Source organism: Alloalcanivorax venustensis ISO4 (assembly GCF_015356855.1).
GTDB classification, from domain to species: Bacteria; Pseudomonadota; Gammaproteobacteria; order Pseudomonadales; family Alcanivoracaceae; genus Alloalcanivorax; species Alloalcanivorax venustensis.
Window position 1 is genome coordinate 25,338 of sequence record NZ_ARXR01000015.1, and the last position, 15,218, is coordinate 40,555.

Annotated in this window: 13 protein-coding genes; 3 read left to right on the forward strand and 10 right to left on the reverse strand. The window is 64.5% G+C overall.

Annotated features, from left to right (window positions below; genetic code table 11):
- Positions 1–164 precede the first annotated feature (164 nt).
- Positions 165–1,478 (forward strand): outer membrane protein transport protein, encoded by a 1,314-nt coding sequence (locus ISO4_RS10075; protein ID WP_194856111.1) that lies wholly within the window; start codon positions 165–167, stop codon positions 1,476–1,478.
- Between the two features lie 10 nt (positions 1,479–1,488).
- The gene (locus tag ISO4_RS10080; RefSeq protein WP_194856112.1) at positions 1,489–4,773 is read left to right on the forward strand and encodes an Ig-like domain-containing protein; all 3,285 of its coding nucleotides are present in this window, start codon (positions 1,489–1,491) and stop codon (positions 4,771–4,773) included.
- A gap of 83 nt (positions 4,774–4,856) precedes the next feature.
- Here the strand turns inward: ISO4_RS10080 and ISO4_RS10085 are convergent, their stop codons facing one another.
- The 6 genes from ISO4_RS10085 to ISO4_RS10110 all read right to left on the reverse strand — a co-directional run bounded on the left by ISO4_RS10085 (position 4,857) and on the right by ISO4_RS10110 (position 8,852).
- Complete coding sequence (locus tag ISO4_RS10085; RefSeq protein WP_194856113.1) at positions 4,857–5,450, reverse strand: hypothetical protein; 594 nt, start codon at positions 5,448–5,450, stop codon at positions 4,857–4,859.
- Positions 5,451–5,704: 254 nt separating this feature from the next.
- Positions 5,705–6,100, reverse strand: coding sequence for a hypothetical protein (locus ISO4_RS10090; RefSeq protein ID WP_194856114.1), 396 nt, complete (start codon positions 6,098–6,100; stop codon positions 5,705–5,707).
- Between the two features lie 149 nt (positions 6,101–6,249).
- Complete coding sequence (locus ISO4_RS10095; RefSeq protein ID WP_194856115.1) at positions 6,250–6,525, reverse strand: hypothetical protein; 276 nt, start codon at positions 6,523–6,525, stop codon at positions 6,250–6,252.
- Positions 6,526–6,602: 77 nt separating this feature from the next.
- Positions 6,603–7,559 carry an alpha/beta hydrolase gene (locus tag ISO4_RS10100; RefSeq protein WP_194856116.1) on the reverse strand — a complete coding sequence of 319 codons (957 nt, stop codon included), beginning with the start codon at positions 7,557–7,559 and terminating at the stop codon, positions 6,603–6,605.
- 133 nt (positions 7,560–7,692) lie between these two features.
- Positions 7,693–8,061, reverse strand: a complete 369-nt coding sequence (locus ISO4_RS10105) for a hypothetical protein (protein ID WP_194856117.1) — start codon at positions 8,059–8,061, stop codon at positions 7,693–7,695.
- 176 nt (positions 8,062–8,237) lie between these two features.
- Positions 8,238–8,852 (reverse strand): TetR/AcrR family transcriptional regulator, encoded by a 615-nt coding sequence (locus tag ISO4_RS10110; RefSeq protein WP_194856118.1) that lies wholly within the window; start codon positions 8,850–8,852, stop codon positions 8,238–8,240.
- A 181-nt stretch (positions 8,853–9,033) separates the two neighbouring features.
- Here ISO4_RS10110 and ISO4_RS10115 point away from each other — a divergent pair, with 181 nt between their 5' ends.
- Complete coding sequence (locus ISO4_RS10115) at positions 9,034–9,645, forward strand: flavin reductase family protein (RefSeq protein ID WP_194856119.1); 612 nt, start codon at positions 9,034–9,036, stop codon at positions 9,643–9,645.
- 18 nt (positions 9,646–9,663) lie between these two features.
- Here ISO4_RS10115 and fba read toward each other — a convergent pair whose 3' ends face one another.
- The 4 genes from fba to tkt are packed head-to-tail and all read right to left on the reverse strand — an operon-like array spanning position 9,664 to position 15,012.
- Positions 9,664–10,728 (reverse strand): class II fructose-bisphosphate aldolase, encoded by a 1,065-nt coding sequence (gene fba, locus ISO4_RS10120; RefSeq protein WP_142947753.1) that lies wholly within the window; start codon positions 10,726–10,728, stop codon positions 9,664–9,666.
- A 43-nt stretch (positions 10,729–10,771) separates the two neighbouring features.
- The gene (locus tag ISO4_RS10125; protein WP_194856120.1) at positions 10,772–11,935 is read right to left on the reverse strand and encodes a phosphoglycerate kinase; all 1,164 of its coding nucleotides are present in this window, start codon (positions 11,933–11,935) and stop codon (positions 10,772–10,774) included.
- A gap of 22 nt (positions 11,936–11,957) precedes the next feature.
- Positions 11,958–12,971 (reverse strand): type I glyceraldehyde-3-phosphate dehydrogenase, encoded by a 1,014-nt coding sequence (locus ISO4_RS10130; protein WP_142947755.1) that lies wholly within the window; start codon positions 12,969–12,971, stop codon positions 11,958–11,960.
- A 34-nt stretch (positions 12,972–13,005) separates the two neighbouring features.
- Positions 13,006–15,012, reverse strand: coding sequence for a transketolase (tkt, locus tag ISO4_RS10135; protein ID WP_194856121.1), 2,007 nt, complete (start codon positions 15,010–15,012; stop codon positions 13,006–13,008).
- Positions 15,013–15,218 lie beyond the last annotated feature (206 nt).

Genomic DNA, 15,218 nt, shown 5'->3' on the forward strand with positions numbered 1-15,218 from the left:
ACCGCTTTGTTTTATTAGTTGCATATGAGACGAGAGCGTTGTTCGCGGTCACCCCCGCAAAAACGCCTTTCGTCATCTTTCGCTGGCGCTCCTACCCGAAAAAACGTCCAGTGAAATAAAAGAGCTTAAATAAGCCCAATAACAAGATCCGGAGAGTCTTTATTATGTACCGATCCCTCCAGCAGTCCGCCCGGAGTGTTGCCGCCGCCGTCGCCCTTACCGCCAGTGTTCCCGCGCTTGCCGGCATGGGTAATACCGCCAGTACCTACGGCCTTTTTCCGGTCGACGTGGGTACCGCCCAGGCGCTTTCCATGTTCAACGCCCAGGCTTCGGCGCTGTATTACAACCCGGCGTATCTGACCATGGACCCGCGCGGCGAATTGACCGCCGGCCTGCTGCACGGTGAGCAGGAGCTCAAGAGCGACGACACGGTGGTCAACGACACCCGCTCCCAGCAGCAGCTGATCGCGCTGAAAACCAACCTGTCCGAATTGACCAAGGTGAACCACCCGCTGTATTTCGCGATCATCGCCGGGGTGGAGAAGTTCGGTGAAGAGATGCTGGCGTTTAATTCCAGCACCTCCGATGAAGGGCAGTTCCTTAATTACGGCCGCCAGCCGCTGTTCCTGAACGTGGGCGGCGGCACCCAGTTCTTGAACGGCATCAACGTGGGGGCCTCGGTGCATATTTCCCTGCGCTCGGAAGCCACCCTCAACGCCAGCTCCAACCTGGCCGGTGAGACCCAGTACGAAGAGCTGGACGTGACCGCCAAGCCGGTATTGCGCCCGGTGCTGTCCACCTCCCAGGAGTGGGGCAAGATCATCTGCGGCCACAACGACGACTGCTGGATCGGCGGTCTGGAAACGGCACTGACGTTCCGCGGCCACACCGAGGCCCGCACTTCGGTGGAGTCCAACATCGTGATTCCCGGCACCGTGCCGGACCCGGGCATTTTGCTGGCGATCGACACCATTGATTCCTATCAGCCGGACATTTTCGCCGCCGGTCTGAAGTACAACTTCACCGACAACTTCCGCATGGCCGTGACCGTGGAGCAACAGAACTGGTCGGATCTGACCGAGGAGCTGCAGCGCGACACCGTCAAGGACCAGGCCAACGCCCAGTTCAAGGACATCACCGTTCCGCGCGTGGGCGCCGAGTGGGATGTGAATCAGCATCTCACCCTGCGCGGCGGCGTGGCCTTCCAGGAATCCCCGCTGGAGAGCATCCGCACCGAGGACGTGAACTACCTGGATAACGACAAAGTGATCTTCGGCCTGGGCTCCTCGCTGGTGATCGACAACCCGCCGATCCTGACCTACCCGATGCGTCTCGATTTCGGCTACCAGTTCCAGCAGTTGGAAGACCGCGATTTCGAACTGACCAGCAGCCGGCCGGGCGTGACCAACCCCTTTGCCACCGTGACCGCGGGCGGCGAAGTTCATGTGTTCAGCGGTTCCCTGACGCTTAAGTTCTAGGAGGTGCGCCATGCGCTATAAAGCTCTAATAACACTGACCGCGGCGGCGACCCTGTTCGGCTGCGGCGGTGACGACAGCGGCGACAACCCCAACGTACCGGATTTGCGCGCACCGGAATCCGGCAACGCGGCGCTGTTTTTCACCTATCCGTTGGACGACCAGAAAGACGTGGCGCCCAACGCCCCGGTGGTGTTCAACTTCGGCGCCGCCCTGCAGGTGGCACCGTCCAACTTCCAGTTCACCGACGCCGACGGCGACCCGGTGCAGTTCGAACTCAGCCTGGTCGACGACGGCCGCGGCGTGGTGCTGCGCCCCCAGGAGGAGCTGGACCCGATCGCCGACTATCAGGTCGTGCTGCAAGGCATCGACGCTAATGGCGAAGAGGTGGGGCTGCCCGACGGCGCGCTGAACTTCACCACCCGCGCCGCGCTGGACGGCCCGGTGGACCTGCAGAAGGAAAGCGCGGACTTTGAAGTGGCGTCGATCTTCCCTGACGACGAGACCCAGTTCAAAACCATGGACTTCTCCGCGTTCCGCCTGCGCACCAGCCATCCGGTGGACGAAGAGACCGTGGTCTACGGCGACACCGTGTCCCTGACCCGCAACGGTCAATTGGTACCGGCGGTGCTGCTCGCCAAAGGCAACGCCCTCACCGTGGACCCGGTGGACGACATGACCCCCGGCGTTGAGTACGTGCTGAGCGTGGACGGCGTGGTGAGCCGCTTCGGCGACCCCATCGCGTCCTTCGAACGCACCGTGACCCCGACCAAGACCAGCTCGCCCACCGGCAAACGGGAGACCCTGGTCACCGAGGTGCCGGCGGCGGACCCGAACCTGGGCTGCCTGGCCGACAACGTGCGCGTGTCGCCGCTGACCGGCGAGCCGATCAACTGCGTGCCGGTGATCGGCACCCTGCTGGAAGACCAGACCGTTTCCAAGCAGACCGGCAACGTGTTCGGCGAGCTGGCGTTCCCGCCCGCGTTCCCCGACGTGACCCCGCTACGCGTGGCACGCGGTTCCCGGCTGGTAGGCGACGCCCTGGAAGTCCTCGTCGGCGGCCAGGTGCCGGTGGGCTTTAACTCCGGCGACGTAACCGTGGAAATGGTCGCCGACGCCACCGGTTACCTGTTCCCCAACCCCACCTCGGCTTCCCCGAACGCGGCCAAGAACCTGCGTCTGTTCCTGGATCTGTCCACCACCACCGACGATGCCCGGGCCAACGGCGCGTTCACCCAGAACCTGCTGCATGTGGAACTGGTGGGCCGCGCCATCGTGCGTGACGGCGTGCTGCGCGCCGACGCCATCAGCGTGGTGGAACCGCGCGTGCTCGGCGTGGAGGACAACTACGGTCTGCTGAGCTTCCGCATGGAGTCCTACCGCGACCAGACCACCGCCCCGGACCCGCTGGATGATCAAACCCGCCCGATGCTGCAGGCGTTGACCCAGGACGACGGCAGCCGGCAGCTGTCCTGGCAGCCCGGCGAGTTCGCCGACCGCATGGTCCCCGGCGAGCCCATCGTACTGCTGTTCACCGAAGCGCTGGACCCGAACAGCATCGTCGAGGGTGTCAGCCTGCGCCTCACCAAGGGCGGCATGGACGAGCCTTTTTCCTGGAAACTGGACGGCAACGCGCTGGTGATCACCCCGGACGACCCGGTGGATTACGGTGTGGAGTACGTGGTCGAGACCACCACGGACATCACCGACCTGAGCGGCAACCCGCTGATGAACCTGAACCCGCTCGACGGCACCAATCAACTGACCTTCACCCTGCCCACCTACGTGGAGGGCGAGGACGTGCAGCGCGGGCCGTTCGCCACCACCGTCTACCCTGGTTTCCCCTGCGCCACCAGCGACGAGCTGGATCTCAACGCCTTCGGCGGCATGGGTAGCCAGGGGGTGTGCGTGTCCTCCAGCCCGGAAAGCGAGCAGGTGGAAGTGGACCGCATGCCGATTACCGACATGCCCGCCAACCGCGCCATCCGCGTGCGCTTCTCCCAGAATATGGACCCGGCGTCCATCGAGCTGGGCCGCACCTTTATCGTCGAGGAGGTGGACGGTGGCGCCGTGGAAGGCAGCCTTGAGGTGGGCGTGCGGCACCTGACCTTCACCCCGGATCAGCCCTGGGAAGCGGGCACCCTGTACCGCTACACCCTAGCCTCGGAAACCAGCGGCTGCGCCAGCGCCATCTGCTCCGAGGACCAACTCCCGCTGCAGACCGCGCTGCTGCTTGGCAACGAGAGCGGCCAGGGCGGCCCGAACATGGACATCCTGTTCCGTGGCGCGGCCGCCACCGACAATGTGTTCCAGGAGCTGAACAACCTGCCCAGCGTGGACGTGAATTACAACTTCGCCATCGACGGCGGTGAATCGCCGGTTACCGACGACAACCTGCCGGTACCGCCCAACGCCACCCGCATTCTGCCCAACCAGGGCGGCGCAGGGGACGAAAATACCGGCGGCGGCCTGGTGACGGCGGCCAACACCGGTTGCGGCTTCGAAGGCGCACCCCCTTACTCCGAGGAAGACTTCGAGCAGTGCGACGCCCGCCGTCTACTGTATGCCGCCGGCGCCTTGAACACCGAGATTCTCGGTTTCGTCGAAGCGGAAGAGCTGCCGGATTACGTCGACTCCGACCGAGGCGGGGTGGCGGTCCGAATCCTGCCCACTACCTTGGGTCTGACCAACCTGGACGCCACCGCGGTGATCGGCGTGGACCTGAACGCGGCGGACGGCGAAACCACCCTGGCCACCCTGCCCGTCCTGGGCGATGCCCTGGATACGGTGCTGGAAGGTCTGGGCGATATTCCGTTGATAGGCGGCGTGCTGGACACCGTTCTAGGTCCAACACAGGATATCGGTCTGATCCCGATCGAAACCGCCACCGGACCCAATATCATGCGAGTGCGTTACGAGCCCGACGCCAACAATGAGCGAACTGAAGCGCCGGTGGGCTACATTGTTCCGGGCGACAACCCGGAAGCGGGCGATCTACCCAGGTTTGTCATTGAGTTCGATTTACTCTTCGATGCCCCGCAACTGTCGCTGCCTCTGGGCCTCGACCACAACGCCAAAGGCCTGCCCATCGGGCAAATAATTCTGGAAGGCCCTATGGATTTCCTACCTGATGGCCGGTTGTTCATAGGCCTGAAAAGCCGGGAGCCCAAAGAAGTAAATCTTGATATTACATTGGGACCATTGTCAGGAGGCCAGGTGCGGCTTCTTATCCCAGAACAAGGTATCAACTTGAGCTACCAGAGCGTTTCCATCAAGAAGAGCGCTCAACAGAATTGATCTGCCTTCATGGTCAGTGAAGTGATGGGGCCCGCCAGGGCCCCTTTTTTATCGACGCACCGGGGTGTGCGCCGACGCCGCACTTACTCCCAGAATTTGTACCAGGGCTTGTTCCCTTCGCCGTTATCGGCATTGGCATTAGCGTTCTGTGACGCTTCAATGCCCCGCTCACTGGCCTTCACTTCACCGCTGACTCTGGCGTTGGCCGCCGCGTCGCGGTTTGATTCGGCCTGCTCTTGCATCGCCTCCTGACGCTCTCGGGCTTCTTCCCTGGCAGCCTCGGCGCGTGCTTCAGCCTCTTCACGCTGCGTTTCAGCGCGTTCTTTCACTTCTTCGCGTTTGGCTTCGGCTTTGTCCCGCTCCGCTTCGGCGCGCTCTTCGGCCTTCTCGCGTTGCGCTTCGGCCCGTTCCTTGGCTTTTTCACGCTTGGCTTCCGCTTTCTCGCGCTGCGCCGCGGCTTTATCGCGCTGCGCCGCGGCTTTCTCGCGAGCCTGCTCCGCGCGGGCTTCCGCGTCCCTCTTCATGCCGTCGCGTTGTTCCTCAAGACGCTTCTCGGCACCACTGGTGTCCACCCGGACACCGGTCTCGGCGTTAACGCCCAGGGTCGCGTCCGCCGCGAACGCGGGCATGGAAAGCGCCAACACCACCGGTGATACCGCTAAAAGTATCCTTTTCATAAACCGCTCCTTTTTCACGATCGTAAGTCAATTGGGTACTCCTAACCGCACGGACGGTCCGTACGGCGGAGCGCACCCTAGCATTGAAATGCGTTTTGTTTTGAAAGGAAAAAGCGGAAGAACGTAAAAGTGGGGACTGCTTCCGCCCACGGCCGGCGGCCTGGGCGTTTTTCAAACAAAAAACGGGCCGCGTCGCGACCCGTTCCGCCTTGCCAGTCCGGCGCGACGGCGTTCGCCGCCGCCCGGACGTGACCTTACTGCTGCTTCTGAGTAGCCTTGTTGTACTCTTTCTGAACGTTATCGGGATCGTCCATGTGCTTACGACCTTCCAGGTAGTCGCCGCCCTCTTTCTTCATGCTGTCGGCCTTACCTTCGGCGTTGCGCTTTTCCTGCATCGCCTTTTCGTACTGCTTGTTAACACGGTCCGGGTTGTCGATGTTCTTGCGCTCTTCGGAGTAATCCGGGTTGGGCGCGGCGTCCTTGTTACGGTCGCCCATGGCCTCGTCCTGCATCGCCTTTTTGTACTCGCGGTCGATCTGCTCGCTGGTGGACTCCGCCAGGGCGGCGGGCGCGGCCAGCACGCCGGCCAGCGCGAAGGTGCAGGTCAGCAGTGCGGATTTCTTGATGGTACCCTTCTTGATGGTTTTCATTACTTTTCTCCTTGTCTCACGACAGATGGTCTCGCGACCGGTAAAAATATGAATTCAGTAGCCCTAAAATGGGCCAAACGGGGGGATATTCAAGTGAAGAAAAGTAATTCTGGGCCGCATTTAAAACAATTTTAATTATAGAACGCCGTTCAGGGGTCGTAGCCCCAGGGCTGGCGGGCCCTTTCCTTGACCGCTTCGTGGCGTTGCCGGGCTTCGATGTCGCGGCGTTCCAGACGTTCCTGGACGGCGCGGCGGTTCTCGCGGGTCCGGGTGTCCAGCTCACGGGAGCGGCGGTCGACGTCTTCGCGGCCGGCCTCGCGGCGCTCCTGAAGACGCTGGTCCAGATCGTCCGCCGGACCGGCGACCGGGGTACCCAGGGCGGCCAGCGCGATCAGGGTGGCGAGGCAGGGTCTCAGACCGTTCATCGGTGTCTCCGTTAGCGTACTCGATTTCATTGTGCGCCACCCCGGTTAACGGCGCGCGAAGACCTGCCCAGCTGCCGCTATTCCGCTAAGTAACGATCAATGATCCGCAGTATTTTTTCCCGGTATTCCTCGTGCTCATTGGCAAGGTGGTGACGGGCGCCGTTGAGCATGTGCACGTCCGGCTCCTGGAATTTGTCACGAATCACGCCCAGGTTGTGGCGCCAGTCCACGGTCTCGTCCCGGTCGCCCTGGATCACCACCGGGGATATTTTTACCCGGTTGGCCGCTTCGAAACCGGGAATCCATTTTTTCAACGCGGTCACCCAACCGGCCGGCAACCGGTGGTACTGCAACGGGTCCTTGTTTTCCAGGAAGTCGAGAAAGTCCGCGTCACCGGAATTCACCGTGAACACCCGCTTGATGGATTTCGCGAACGGGCGCACCAGGGTGTGCAGCCAGCGCGCGGTGCTCCATTTGAAGGGCCGCACCAGCGGCGCCAGCAGAATGATCTGCTCAAAGGGGCTGTCGTCCGCGTCGAAGCCGTGGTGCAGCAGGTAGTCCATGACGATGGCGCCGCCGGTGCTCTGCGCGATCACGTGCCAGGGCCGGGGGAAGTCGTTGCCGGCCTGCTCCAGGCATTGCTCCAGCACTTCGCGGTAGATGCGGAAGTCCTGGATCGCGGCGCGCGGCCCGGAGCTGAGGCCGTGGCCGGGCAGGTCATAGGCGAGCACCGCGTAGCCCAGTTCCAGCACATGGGCGATCAGATGCCGGTAAAGCCCCACATGGTCGAAATACCCGTGGCAGATCAGCACCGTGCCGCGGGCCACCGCGGGCCGCCAGCCGTGCACGCTGATGGTATGGCCGGCGGCCTCGAAGTAGCCGAAGCCGTGCTCCAGGTCCGGCACCTCGGTGCTGAAGTCCAGGCCGTAATACTCCGCGTAGCGCCGGCTCACCTCGTCCAGGGGATCGAACGCCTGCCAGTTGAGCGGCCGCCAGGAGCGGGTGATTTCTTCGCGGGAGAACGGAAACGGCATGGTGTTTGGGCAAAGCTGAAAATGGGTCTTGATGATAGGCCTTGAGGGGCGGCGATGCCATGGAGGGGCCGGATGCATAAAAAAGGCCCCGGTGGGGTACCGGGGCCGGCTCAAGGCAGATGTTCGGGCTGGCTTAGCTCTGGTTGAGCTCGCGGTTGATGTTTTCGAGGCTGTCCAGGTTCTTACGCTGTTCCAGGTAGTCCTGGTTGCGGCCCTGGGGGTTGCCTTCGGCTTTCACCACGGCGCGCTGGTCCTGGATGTCCTGGAACTGGGCGGCGATGAAGTCGGCCTGGTCCAGGTTCTCGCGGGCGGCCAGGTAATCCACCGGCGCGCGGCCGCTGTCACGGGCCTGGCGACCCTGCTCCACCGCCTGCTGGTAGGCGGCGTTGATGTTCTCGAAGCTGTCCATGTTCTGGCGCTCGCTGAGGTTCTGGGCGAAAGCCGGGGCGGCGCTCAGGCTCAGGGCGGCGGCAACTGCGGATGCGATGATTGCGTTTTTCATGGTCCTTTCCTCACTCATTCGGTCGTTCCAAATGCGTGGCGGGACCCTCTGTCTGCTTGGTCTCCCACGCTTGATGGGGACCATTATGTTGATTGGTTACGATATTGTCAACTTGTAACCTGTTAACCTTTCGCTATCGCCGCGATAGCCGCCACCCGCATCGCCGGCGCCGCCGATCAGGGCGCCAGGCTGCGCAGGATCAGGCCGGTCACCGCCGCCAGGTTGCGCTTGAGCTCGTCCGGGTCGTTGAGTTCCAGCAGCACCGGGTGGCCGTACACCGCCGCGGTCTTGCGGATCGCGATGGTCACTTCATCCAGCGGCGTCTTGCGCTCGAACTCACCGCTTTCACGGCCGTCGGCGACGATGCGGCGGATCGCCTCATAGATAATGTCGTCGTGCACGCTCATGTGGTGCCACTGGTTTTCGATCGCCACCACCACGATGTCGTGCATGCGCCGCTCCTTGAGGAACAGCTCCAGACCCTTTGCCAGCAGGCAGTCGAGCAGATCGCGCAGGCGCTGGGTGGCGCTGTCGTCGCGCTCGGCGATCTCCTTCAGGGCGACGTCGATCTTGGCCAGGGTCATGGCGCACACCGCTTCGCCGATCGCCTGTTTGGAATCGAAGAAGCGGTACAGGTAAGCGCTGGAGACTCCCACCGCCTTGGCGATGTCGGTGACCGAGGTCTTGCGGTAGCCGTGGGCGCTGAACAGCTCGTTGGCGAGCTCCAGTATCTGGTCGCGGCGTTCGTGTTCCGCCGGGCCGCGCTGCCCGGCCGGGTTGTTGTCCGTCATGGTGCTCTCCCGGTGCTCGCCGGCACCTTTCCAAACGACGTCATCCAGGACGTCATGTTCAAGTAATAAATATTGTTATATGTAACTTTGGGTAAGCATAGCATAACAGAGGCCCTCTGCACGGCCCCCTCACGCCCGGCGACGATAATCGTCGCCCATCCCGACCTTCACGGAGCACCTGATGCAACTCACCGAAGCCGATCTGACGGCCTGGCCCCGGCGCCGGCGCGCCGCCCTGGTGAACAGCCTCTCCGGGTTCAAGAGCGCCAACCTGCTCGGCACCCGGTCCGCCGGCGGCCAGGAGAACCTGGCGATGATCAGTTCCGTCTTCCATCTGGGCGCCGATCCGGCGCTGGCCGGCATGATTCTGCGCCCCCATTCCGTGGACCGGCACAGCCTGGAGTACCTGCTGGAGACCGGCGTCTACACACTCAACCAGGTGCACGAGGGCATTCACGCCGCCGCCCATCAGACCAGCGCGCGCTACCCGCGGGCGGTGTCGGAGTTCGACGCGGTGGGCCTGACGCCGGAGTACCGGCACGGCTTCGCCGCGCCCTTCGTGGGCGAGTCGCGGATTAAGCTGGGATTGCGACTGGAAGAGAGCCAGACGCTCAAGGTCAACGACACGGTGCTGGTGATCGGCCGTATCGAGCAGATTCTGGTGGCGGAGGACGCCTGGGTGGGCGAAGACGGCTACCTGGACATCGAGGCCGCGGGCACCGTGGCGGTGAGCGGCCTGGACGGCTACCACCGCGCCACGCGGCTGGCGCGGTTGCCCTACGCCAAGCCGTGAGGCCGCGGTGCCGGCGGGTTACTTGATGCGCGGGTCCATTTCGCCGGCTTCGTAGCGCTGGTACATGGTTTCCAGGCTGATCGGCTTGATCTTGTCCGCGTTGCCGGCGGTGCCGAAGGCTTCGTAGCGAGCGATGCAGATATCGCGCATGGCCGACACGGTTTCCTTGAGGAATTTGCGCGGGTCGAACTCGGCCTTGTTGTGGGCCAGGAAGCGACGCACCGCGCCGGTGGAGGCCAGACGCAGATCGGTGTCCACGTTCACCTTGCGCACGCCGTGCTTGATGCCTTCCTGGATCTCCTCCACGGGCACGCCGTAGGTCTCCGGAATCTCGCCGCCGTACTCGTTGATGATCTGCAGCCACTCCTGGGGCACCGAGGAGGAGCCGTGCATCACCAGGTGGGTGTCCGGGATGCGCGCGTGGATCGCCTTGATCTGCTCGATGGCGAGGATGTCGCCGGTGGGCGGACGGGTGAACTTGTAGGCGCCGTGGCTGGTGCCGATGGCGATGGCCAGGGCGTCCACCTTGGTACGCTTGACGAAGTCCGCCGCCTCTTCCGGGTCGGTGAGCATCTGGTCGTGGGTCAGGGTGCCGGAGGCGCCGATGCCGTCTTCCTCACCGGCCTGGCCGGATTCCAGCGAGCCCAGGCAGCCCAGTTCGCCTTCCACGGACACGCCGCAGGCGTGCGCCATGTCCACGGTGCGACGGGTCACGTCCACGTTGTACTCATACTCGGTGGGGGTCTTGCCGTCCTCGCCCAGGGAGCCGTCCATCATCACCGAGGAGAAGCCCAGCTGGATCGAGCGCTGGCACACCGACGGGCTGGTGCCGTGGTCCTGGTGCATCACCAGGGGGATGTGCGGAAACTCTTCCGTGGCGGCCAGAATCAGGTGACGCAGGAAGGGCGCGCCGGCGTACTTCCGGGCGCCGGCGCTGGCCTGCACGATCACCGGTGAATTGGTCTGGTCGGCGGCCTCCATGATGGCGCGCATCTGTTCCAGGTTGTTCACGTTGAAGGCCGGCACGCCGTAGCCGTGTTCGGCGGCGTGGTCCAGCAGTTGACGCATGCTGATCAGTGCCATGATGTCTTCCCTTTCGTCTTCGGAGCGAAATGTAGGTGGTGTATTAGTCCCGGGCGCGCTGTTCCAGCACCGCCACCGCCGGCAGGGTCTTGCCTTCCACGAACTCCAGGAAGGCGCCACCACCGGTGGAAATATAGCTGATATCGTCGGCGATGCCGTACTTGTCCACGGCCGCCAGGGTATCGCCCCCGCCGGCGATGGAAAACGCTTCGCTGTCGGCGATCGCCTCGGCCAGCTCGCGGGTGCCTTCGCCGAACTGGTCGAACTCGAACACGCCCACCGGGCCGTTCCAGATGATGGTGCGGGCCTCTTTCATCAGCGCCGCGAACACATGGGCGGTCTGCGGGCCGACATCGAGAATCAGGTCGTCCTCGGCCACTTCGTCGACTTTCTTGGTGGTGGCTTCGGCGTCCTCGGCGAAGGCCTTGGCCACCACCACGTCCACCGGCAGCGGAATGTGCACCTTTTCCGCCAGCTTTTTGGCCGCCGGAATCAGGTCTTTTTCACACAGCGACTTGCCCACCGGATGCCCGGCCGCCGCCAGGAAGGTGTTGGCGATGCCGCCACCGACAATCAATTGATCCACTTTATCGGCCAGGGCGTCCAGCACTTCCAGCTTGGTGGACACCTTGGAGCCGCCGACGATGGCCACCAGCGGCTTGGCCGGTTCCAGCAGCGCCTTGCCGAGGGCGTCCAGCTCGTTGGCCAGCAGCGGGCCGGCGCAGGCCACCGGCGCGAAGCGGGCCACACCGTGGGTGGAGGCCTGGGCGCGGTGGGCGGTGCCGAAAGCGTCCATCACATAGACGTCGCACAGCGCCGCCATGCGCTTGGACAGCGCCTCGTCGTCTTTCTTTTCGCCCTTGTTGAAGCGCACGTTCTCGCACAGCACCACCTGGCCGTCTTCCAGGTCGACGCCGTCGAGCCAGTCCTTCGCCAGCGGCACCTCCTGGCCCAGCAACCCGCTGAGGTGCTCGGCCACCGGCTTCAGCGAGTACTGTTCTTCGTACTCGCCCTCGGTGGGCCGGCCCAGGTGCGAGAGCAACATGACGCGCGCGCCCGCTTCCACGGCGTGGCGGATGGTCGGCAACGAGGCGCGGATGCGGGCGTCGCTGGTGACCTTGCCGTCTTTCACCGGCACGTTGAGATCTTCGCGGATCAGCACCCGTTTACCCTTCAGGTCCAGGTCGGTCATGCGTTTGAAGTTCATCGTCTTGCTACCTCGTTAATGATCACTGGGCACCGGCCAGTGCCGCCACCCAGTCGAGCAGGCGGTTGGCGTAGCCCCATTCGTTGTCGTACCAGGCCACCACTTGCACCATTTCGCCCTGCACCCGCGTCTGCGTGGCGTCAACGATGGCGGATTCGGCCCGGTGATTGAAATCCACGCTCACCAGCGGCTCGTCGTTGTAGCCGATCAACCCGGGTTGTTGCTGGGACAGGGCCCGCAGCCAGGGGTTCAGGGCTTCCGGCGGCGGGGTGCGGTCGAGCAGCAGGGTGAGCTCCACCATGGCCACGTTGAGCGTCGGCACGCGGATCGAGTGGCCGGTGATGCGGCCGTCCAGGGCCGGCAGCACATTCTGCACCGCCTTGATGGCGCTGCTGGTGGTGGGAATGATGTTCTGGGCGCCGGCGCGGCCGCGGCGCGGGTCCCGATGCACATGGTCGAGCAGGGTCTGGTCCGAGGTGTAGGCGTGGATTTCCTTCATCAACGCCTGACGGACGCCGAACTCCCGGTCCAGGGCCGCCAGCACCGGGGCGATGCAGTGGGTGGTGCAGGACGCCGCCGACAGCACCCGGCTGTCCGGCTTGAGCGCCTCGTGATTGACGCCGTAAACGATGGTCTGGTCGGCGTAATCGAACGGCACCGCGCCGACGATCACCCGGCCGGCGCCGGCGGTCAGGTGGCGGGCGGCGTCATCGCGGGCGCGGAAGCCGCCGGAGCACTCCAGCACCACGTCCACGCCCAGTTCCGCCCAGGGCAGCTGCTCCGGTTCCGGCTCGCTGAACAGCCGCGGCGCCTGGTCGCCGATGCGCAGGCAGCCGTCCACCAGCTCCGCCGGCGCGTTGAGCCGGCCGTGGGTGGTGTCGTAGCGGGTCAGGTAGAGCAGGTCCTCGGCCCGGCCCAGGTCGTTGATCGCCACCAGCCGCACGGGCAGGGCGTTGCCCGCCGCTTCCCGCTCCGCCAGGGCGCGGACGAAGGAGCGACCGATGCGGCCATAGCCATTGATCGCGATCTTTAACATAGGGACCGAACGTCGGGCGCCGGACTCTGGGGTCTCAAATCACACTCTCCACGGCGGCCTGCACCGCCTCGGCGGTAATGTTGAAGTGCTTGTAGAGGTCGCCGGCGGGCGCCGAGGCACCGAAGCCGGTCATGCCCACGATTTTGCCGTCCAGGCCGGTGAAGCGGTACCAGTAATCGGTGATGCCCGCTTCCACGGCCACCCGGGCGCGCACCGCCGCCGGCAGCACCGCTTCCTGGTAGTCGCTGCTTTGCGACAGGAAGGCGTCGACGCTGGGCATGGACACCACGCGCACGTTCTTGCCGGCGGCGCCCAGGGCCTCGGCGGCCTGCACCGCCAACTCCACTTCCGAGCCGGTGGCGATGATGATCGCTTCGGGCTGGCCGTCGCCGGTCTGCAGCAGGGTGTAGCCGCCCTTGGCCACGTTGGCCAGCACCGCGTCGTCGCGGTCCATGCAGGGCAGACCCTGGCGCGAGAAGATCAGCGCGGTGGGGCCGTCGTCGCGTTTCACCGCGTGCTTCCAGGCCACCGCGGTTTCCACTGTGTCGCAGGGCCGCCAGGTGCTCAGGTTGGGGGTCATGCGCAGGTTGGCGATCTGCTCGATGGGCTGGTGGGTGGGGCCGTCCTCGCCCAGGCCGATGGAGTCGTGGGTGTAGACCAGGATGTTGGGCTGGTGCATCAGCGCCGCCATGCGCACCGCGTTGCGGGCGTACTCCATGAAGGTCAGGAAGGTGCCGCCGTAGGGGCGCAGGCCGCCGTGCAGGCAGATGCCGTTCATGGCGGCGGTCATGCCGAATTCGCGCACCCCGTAATGGATGTAGTTGCCGCTGGCGTCGTCGGCGCTGATCGATGTGCAGCCTTTCCAGACGGTGTTGTTGGAGCCGCCCAGGTCGGCGGAGCCGCCGGTGAGTTCCGGCAGGCCCGGGCCGAACGCGTCCAGGGTGTTCTGGCTGGCCTTGCGGCTGGCCACTTTTTCCTTGGCCTGCTGGCACTCGGCGATGAACGCGTCGGCGCGCTGGTCGAAATCCGCCGGCAGCTCACCGCGCATGCGGCGCAGGAATTCGTCGGCCAGCTCCGGGAACTCGGCGCGGTAGGCGTCGAAGCGCTGCTGCCAGGCGGCTTCTTTCTCGGCGCCGGCGTCGTGGGCGTCCCAGGCGTTGCGGATCTCGTCGGGAATCTCGAAGGGGCCGTGCTTCCAGCCCAGGGCCTCGCGGGTGAGCGCCACTTCATCGTCGCCCAGGGCGGCGCCGTGGGACTCTTCCTTACCCTGCTTGTTGGGGCTGCCGAAACCGATGATGGTCTTGCAGCAGATCAGCGTGGGCTGGTCGGTGTTCTTGCGCGCGTTCTCGATCGCCAGCTTCACTTCCTGGGCGCTGTGGCCGTCCACATTGGGGATCACGTGCCAGCCGTAGGCGCGGAAACGCTCCACGGTGTCGTCGGTGAACCAGCCTTCCACCTCGCCGTCGATGGAGATGCCGTTGTCGTCGTAGAAGGCCACCAGCTTGCCCAGCCCCAGGGTGCCGGCCAGGGACGCGGCTTCGTGGGAGATGCCCTCCATCATGCAGCCGTCACCCATGAAGCAGTAGGTATTGTGGTCGACGATGGCGTGGCCGTCGCGGTTGAACTGGGCGGCCATCATCTTCTCCGCGATGGCCATGCCCACGGCGTTGGCGAACCCCTGGCCCAGCGGGCCGGTGGTGGTCTCGATGCCGGGCGCGTCGCCGAATTCCGGGTGGCCGGCGGTGGGGCTGCCGAGCTGCCGGAAGTTTTTCAAGTCGTCCAGGCTGACGCCGTAGCCGGTCAGGTGCAGCAGGCTGTAGAGCAGCATGGAGCCGTGGCCGTTGGAGAGCACGAACCGGTCGCGGTCGACCCAGTGCGGGTTGGCCGGGTTGTGCTTCAAGAAGCCGCGCCACAGCACTTCGGCGATATCCGCCATGCCCATGGGGGCGCCCGGGTGACCAGACTTGGCTTTCTGTACCGCATCCATGCTCAGGGCACGGATAGCATTGGCGAGATCACGGGCAGCGGGGGCTGACGACATGCACGGCTCCTGAACGATTTTTGACCAGAGGTGTGAAAAGGGGCGCTATTGTCGCCCAAGCCCGGGATGGGGGCAAACCCCAGAGCGCGATGCGCTCCGGGGTTTGCCCCGCTACAAGCTTCAAGCTTCAAGCCGCAAGCAGGCCGAGGCTTGTAGCTTGCGGCTTGAAGCTTGTAGCCCCGCCATCTATATCAATAAACTTTGAT

Bases quoted from the DNA above. Each gene is read 5' to 3' on its own strand.
- ISO4_RS10130 (WP_142947755.1), bottom strand. From the start codon at position 12,971: ATGTTAAAGATCGCGATCAATGGCTATGGCCGCATCGGTCGCTCCTTC.
- ISO4_RS10080 (WP_194856112.1), top strand. From the start codon at position 1,489: ATGCGCTATAAAGCTCTAATAACACTGACCGCGGCGGCGACCCTGTTC.
- ISO4_RS10085 (WP_194856113.1), bottom strand. From the start codon at position 5,450: ATGAAAAGGATACTTTTAGCGGTATCACCGGTGGTGTTGGCGCTTTCC.
- tkt (WP_194856121.1), bottom strand. From the start codon at position 15,012: ATGTCGTCAGCCCCCGCTGCCCGTGATCTCGCCAATGCTATCCGTGCC.
- ISO4_RS10075 (WP_194856111.1), top strand. From the start codon at position 165: ATGTACCGATCCCTCCAGCAGTCCGCCCGGAGTGTTGCCGCCGCCGTC.
- ISO4_RS10095 (WP_194856115.1), bottom strand. From the start codon at position 6,525: ATGAACGGTCTGAGACCCTGCCTCGCCACCCTGATCGCGCTGGCCGCC.
- ISO4_RS10115 (WP_194856119.1), top strand. From the start codon at position 9,034: ATGCAACTCACCGAAGCCGATCTGACGGCCTGGCCCCGGCGCCGGCGC.
- ISO4_RS10100 (WP_194856116.1), bottom strand. From the start codon at position 7,559: ATGCCGTTTCCGTTCTCCCGCGAAGAAATCACCCGCTCCTGGCGGCCG.
- ISO4_RS10110 (WP_194856118.1), bottom strand. From the start codon at position 8,852: ATGACGGACAACAACCCGGCCGGGCAGCGCGGCCCGGCGGAACACGAA.
- fba (WP_142947753.1), bottom strand. From the start codon at position 10,728: ATGGCACTGATCAGCATGCGTCAACTGCTGGACCACGCCGCCGAACAC.
- ISO4_RS10125 (WP_194856120.1), bottom strand. From the start codon at position 11,935: ATGAACTTCAAACGCATGACCGACCTGGACCTGAAGGGTAAACGGGTG.
- ISO4_RS10105 (WP_194856117.1), bottom strand. From the start codon at position 8,061: ATGAAAAACGCAATCATCGCATCCGCAGTTGCCGCCGCCCTGAGCCTG.
- ISO4_RS10090 (WP_194856114.1), bottom strand. From the start codon at position 6,100: ATGAAAACCATCAAGAAGGGTACCATCAAGAAATCCGCACTGCTGACC.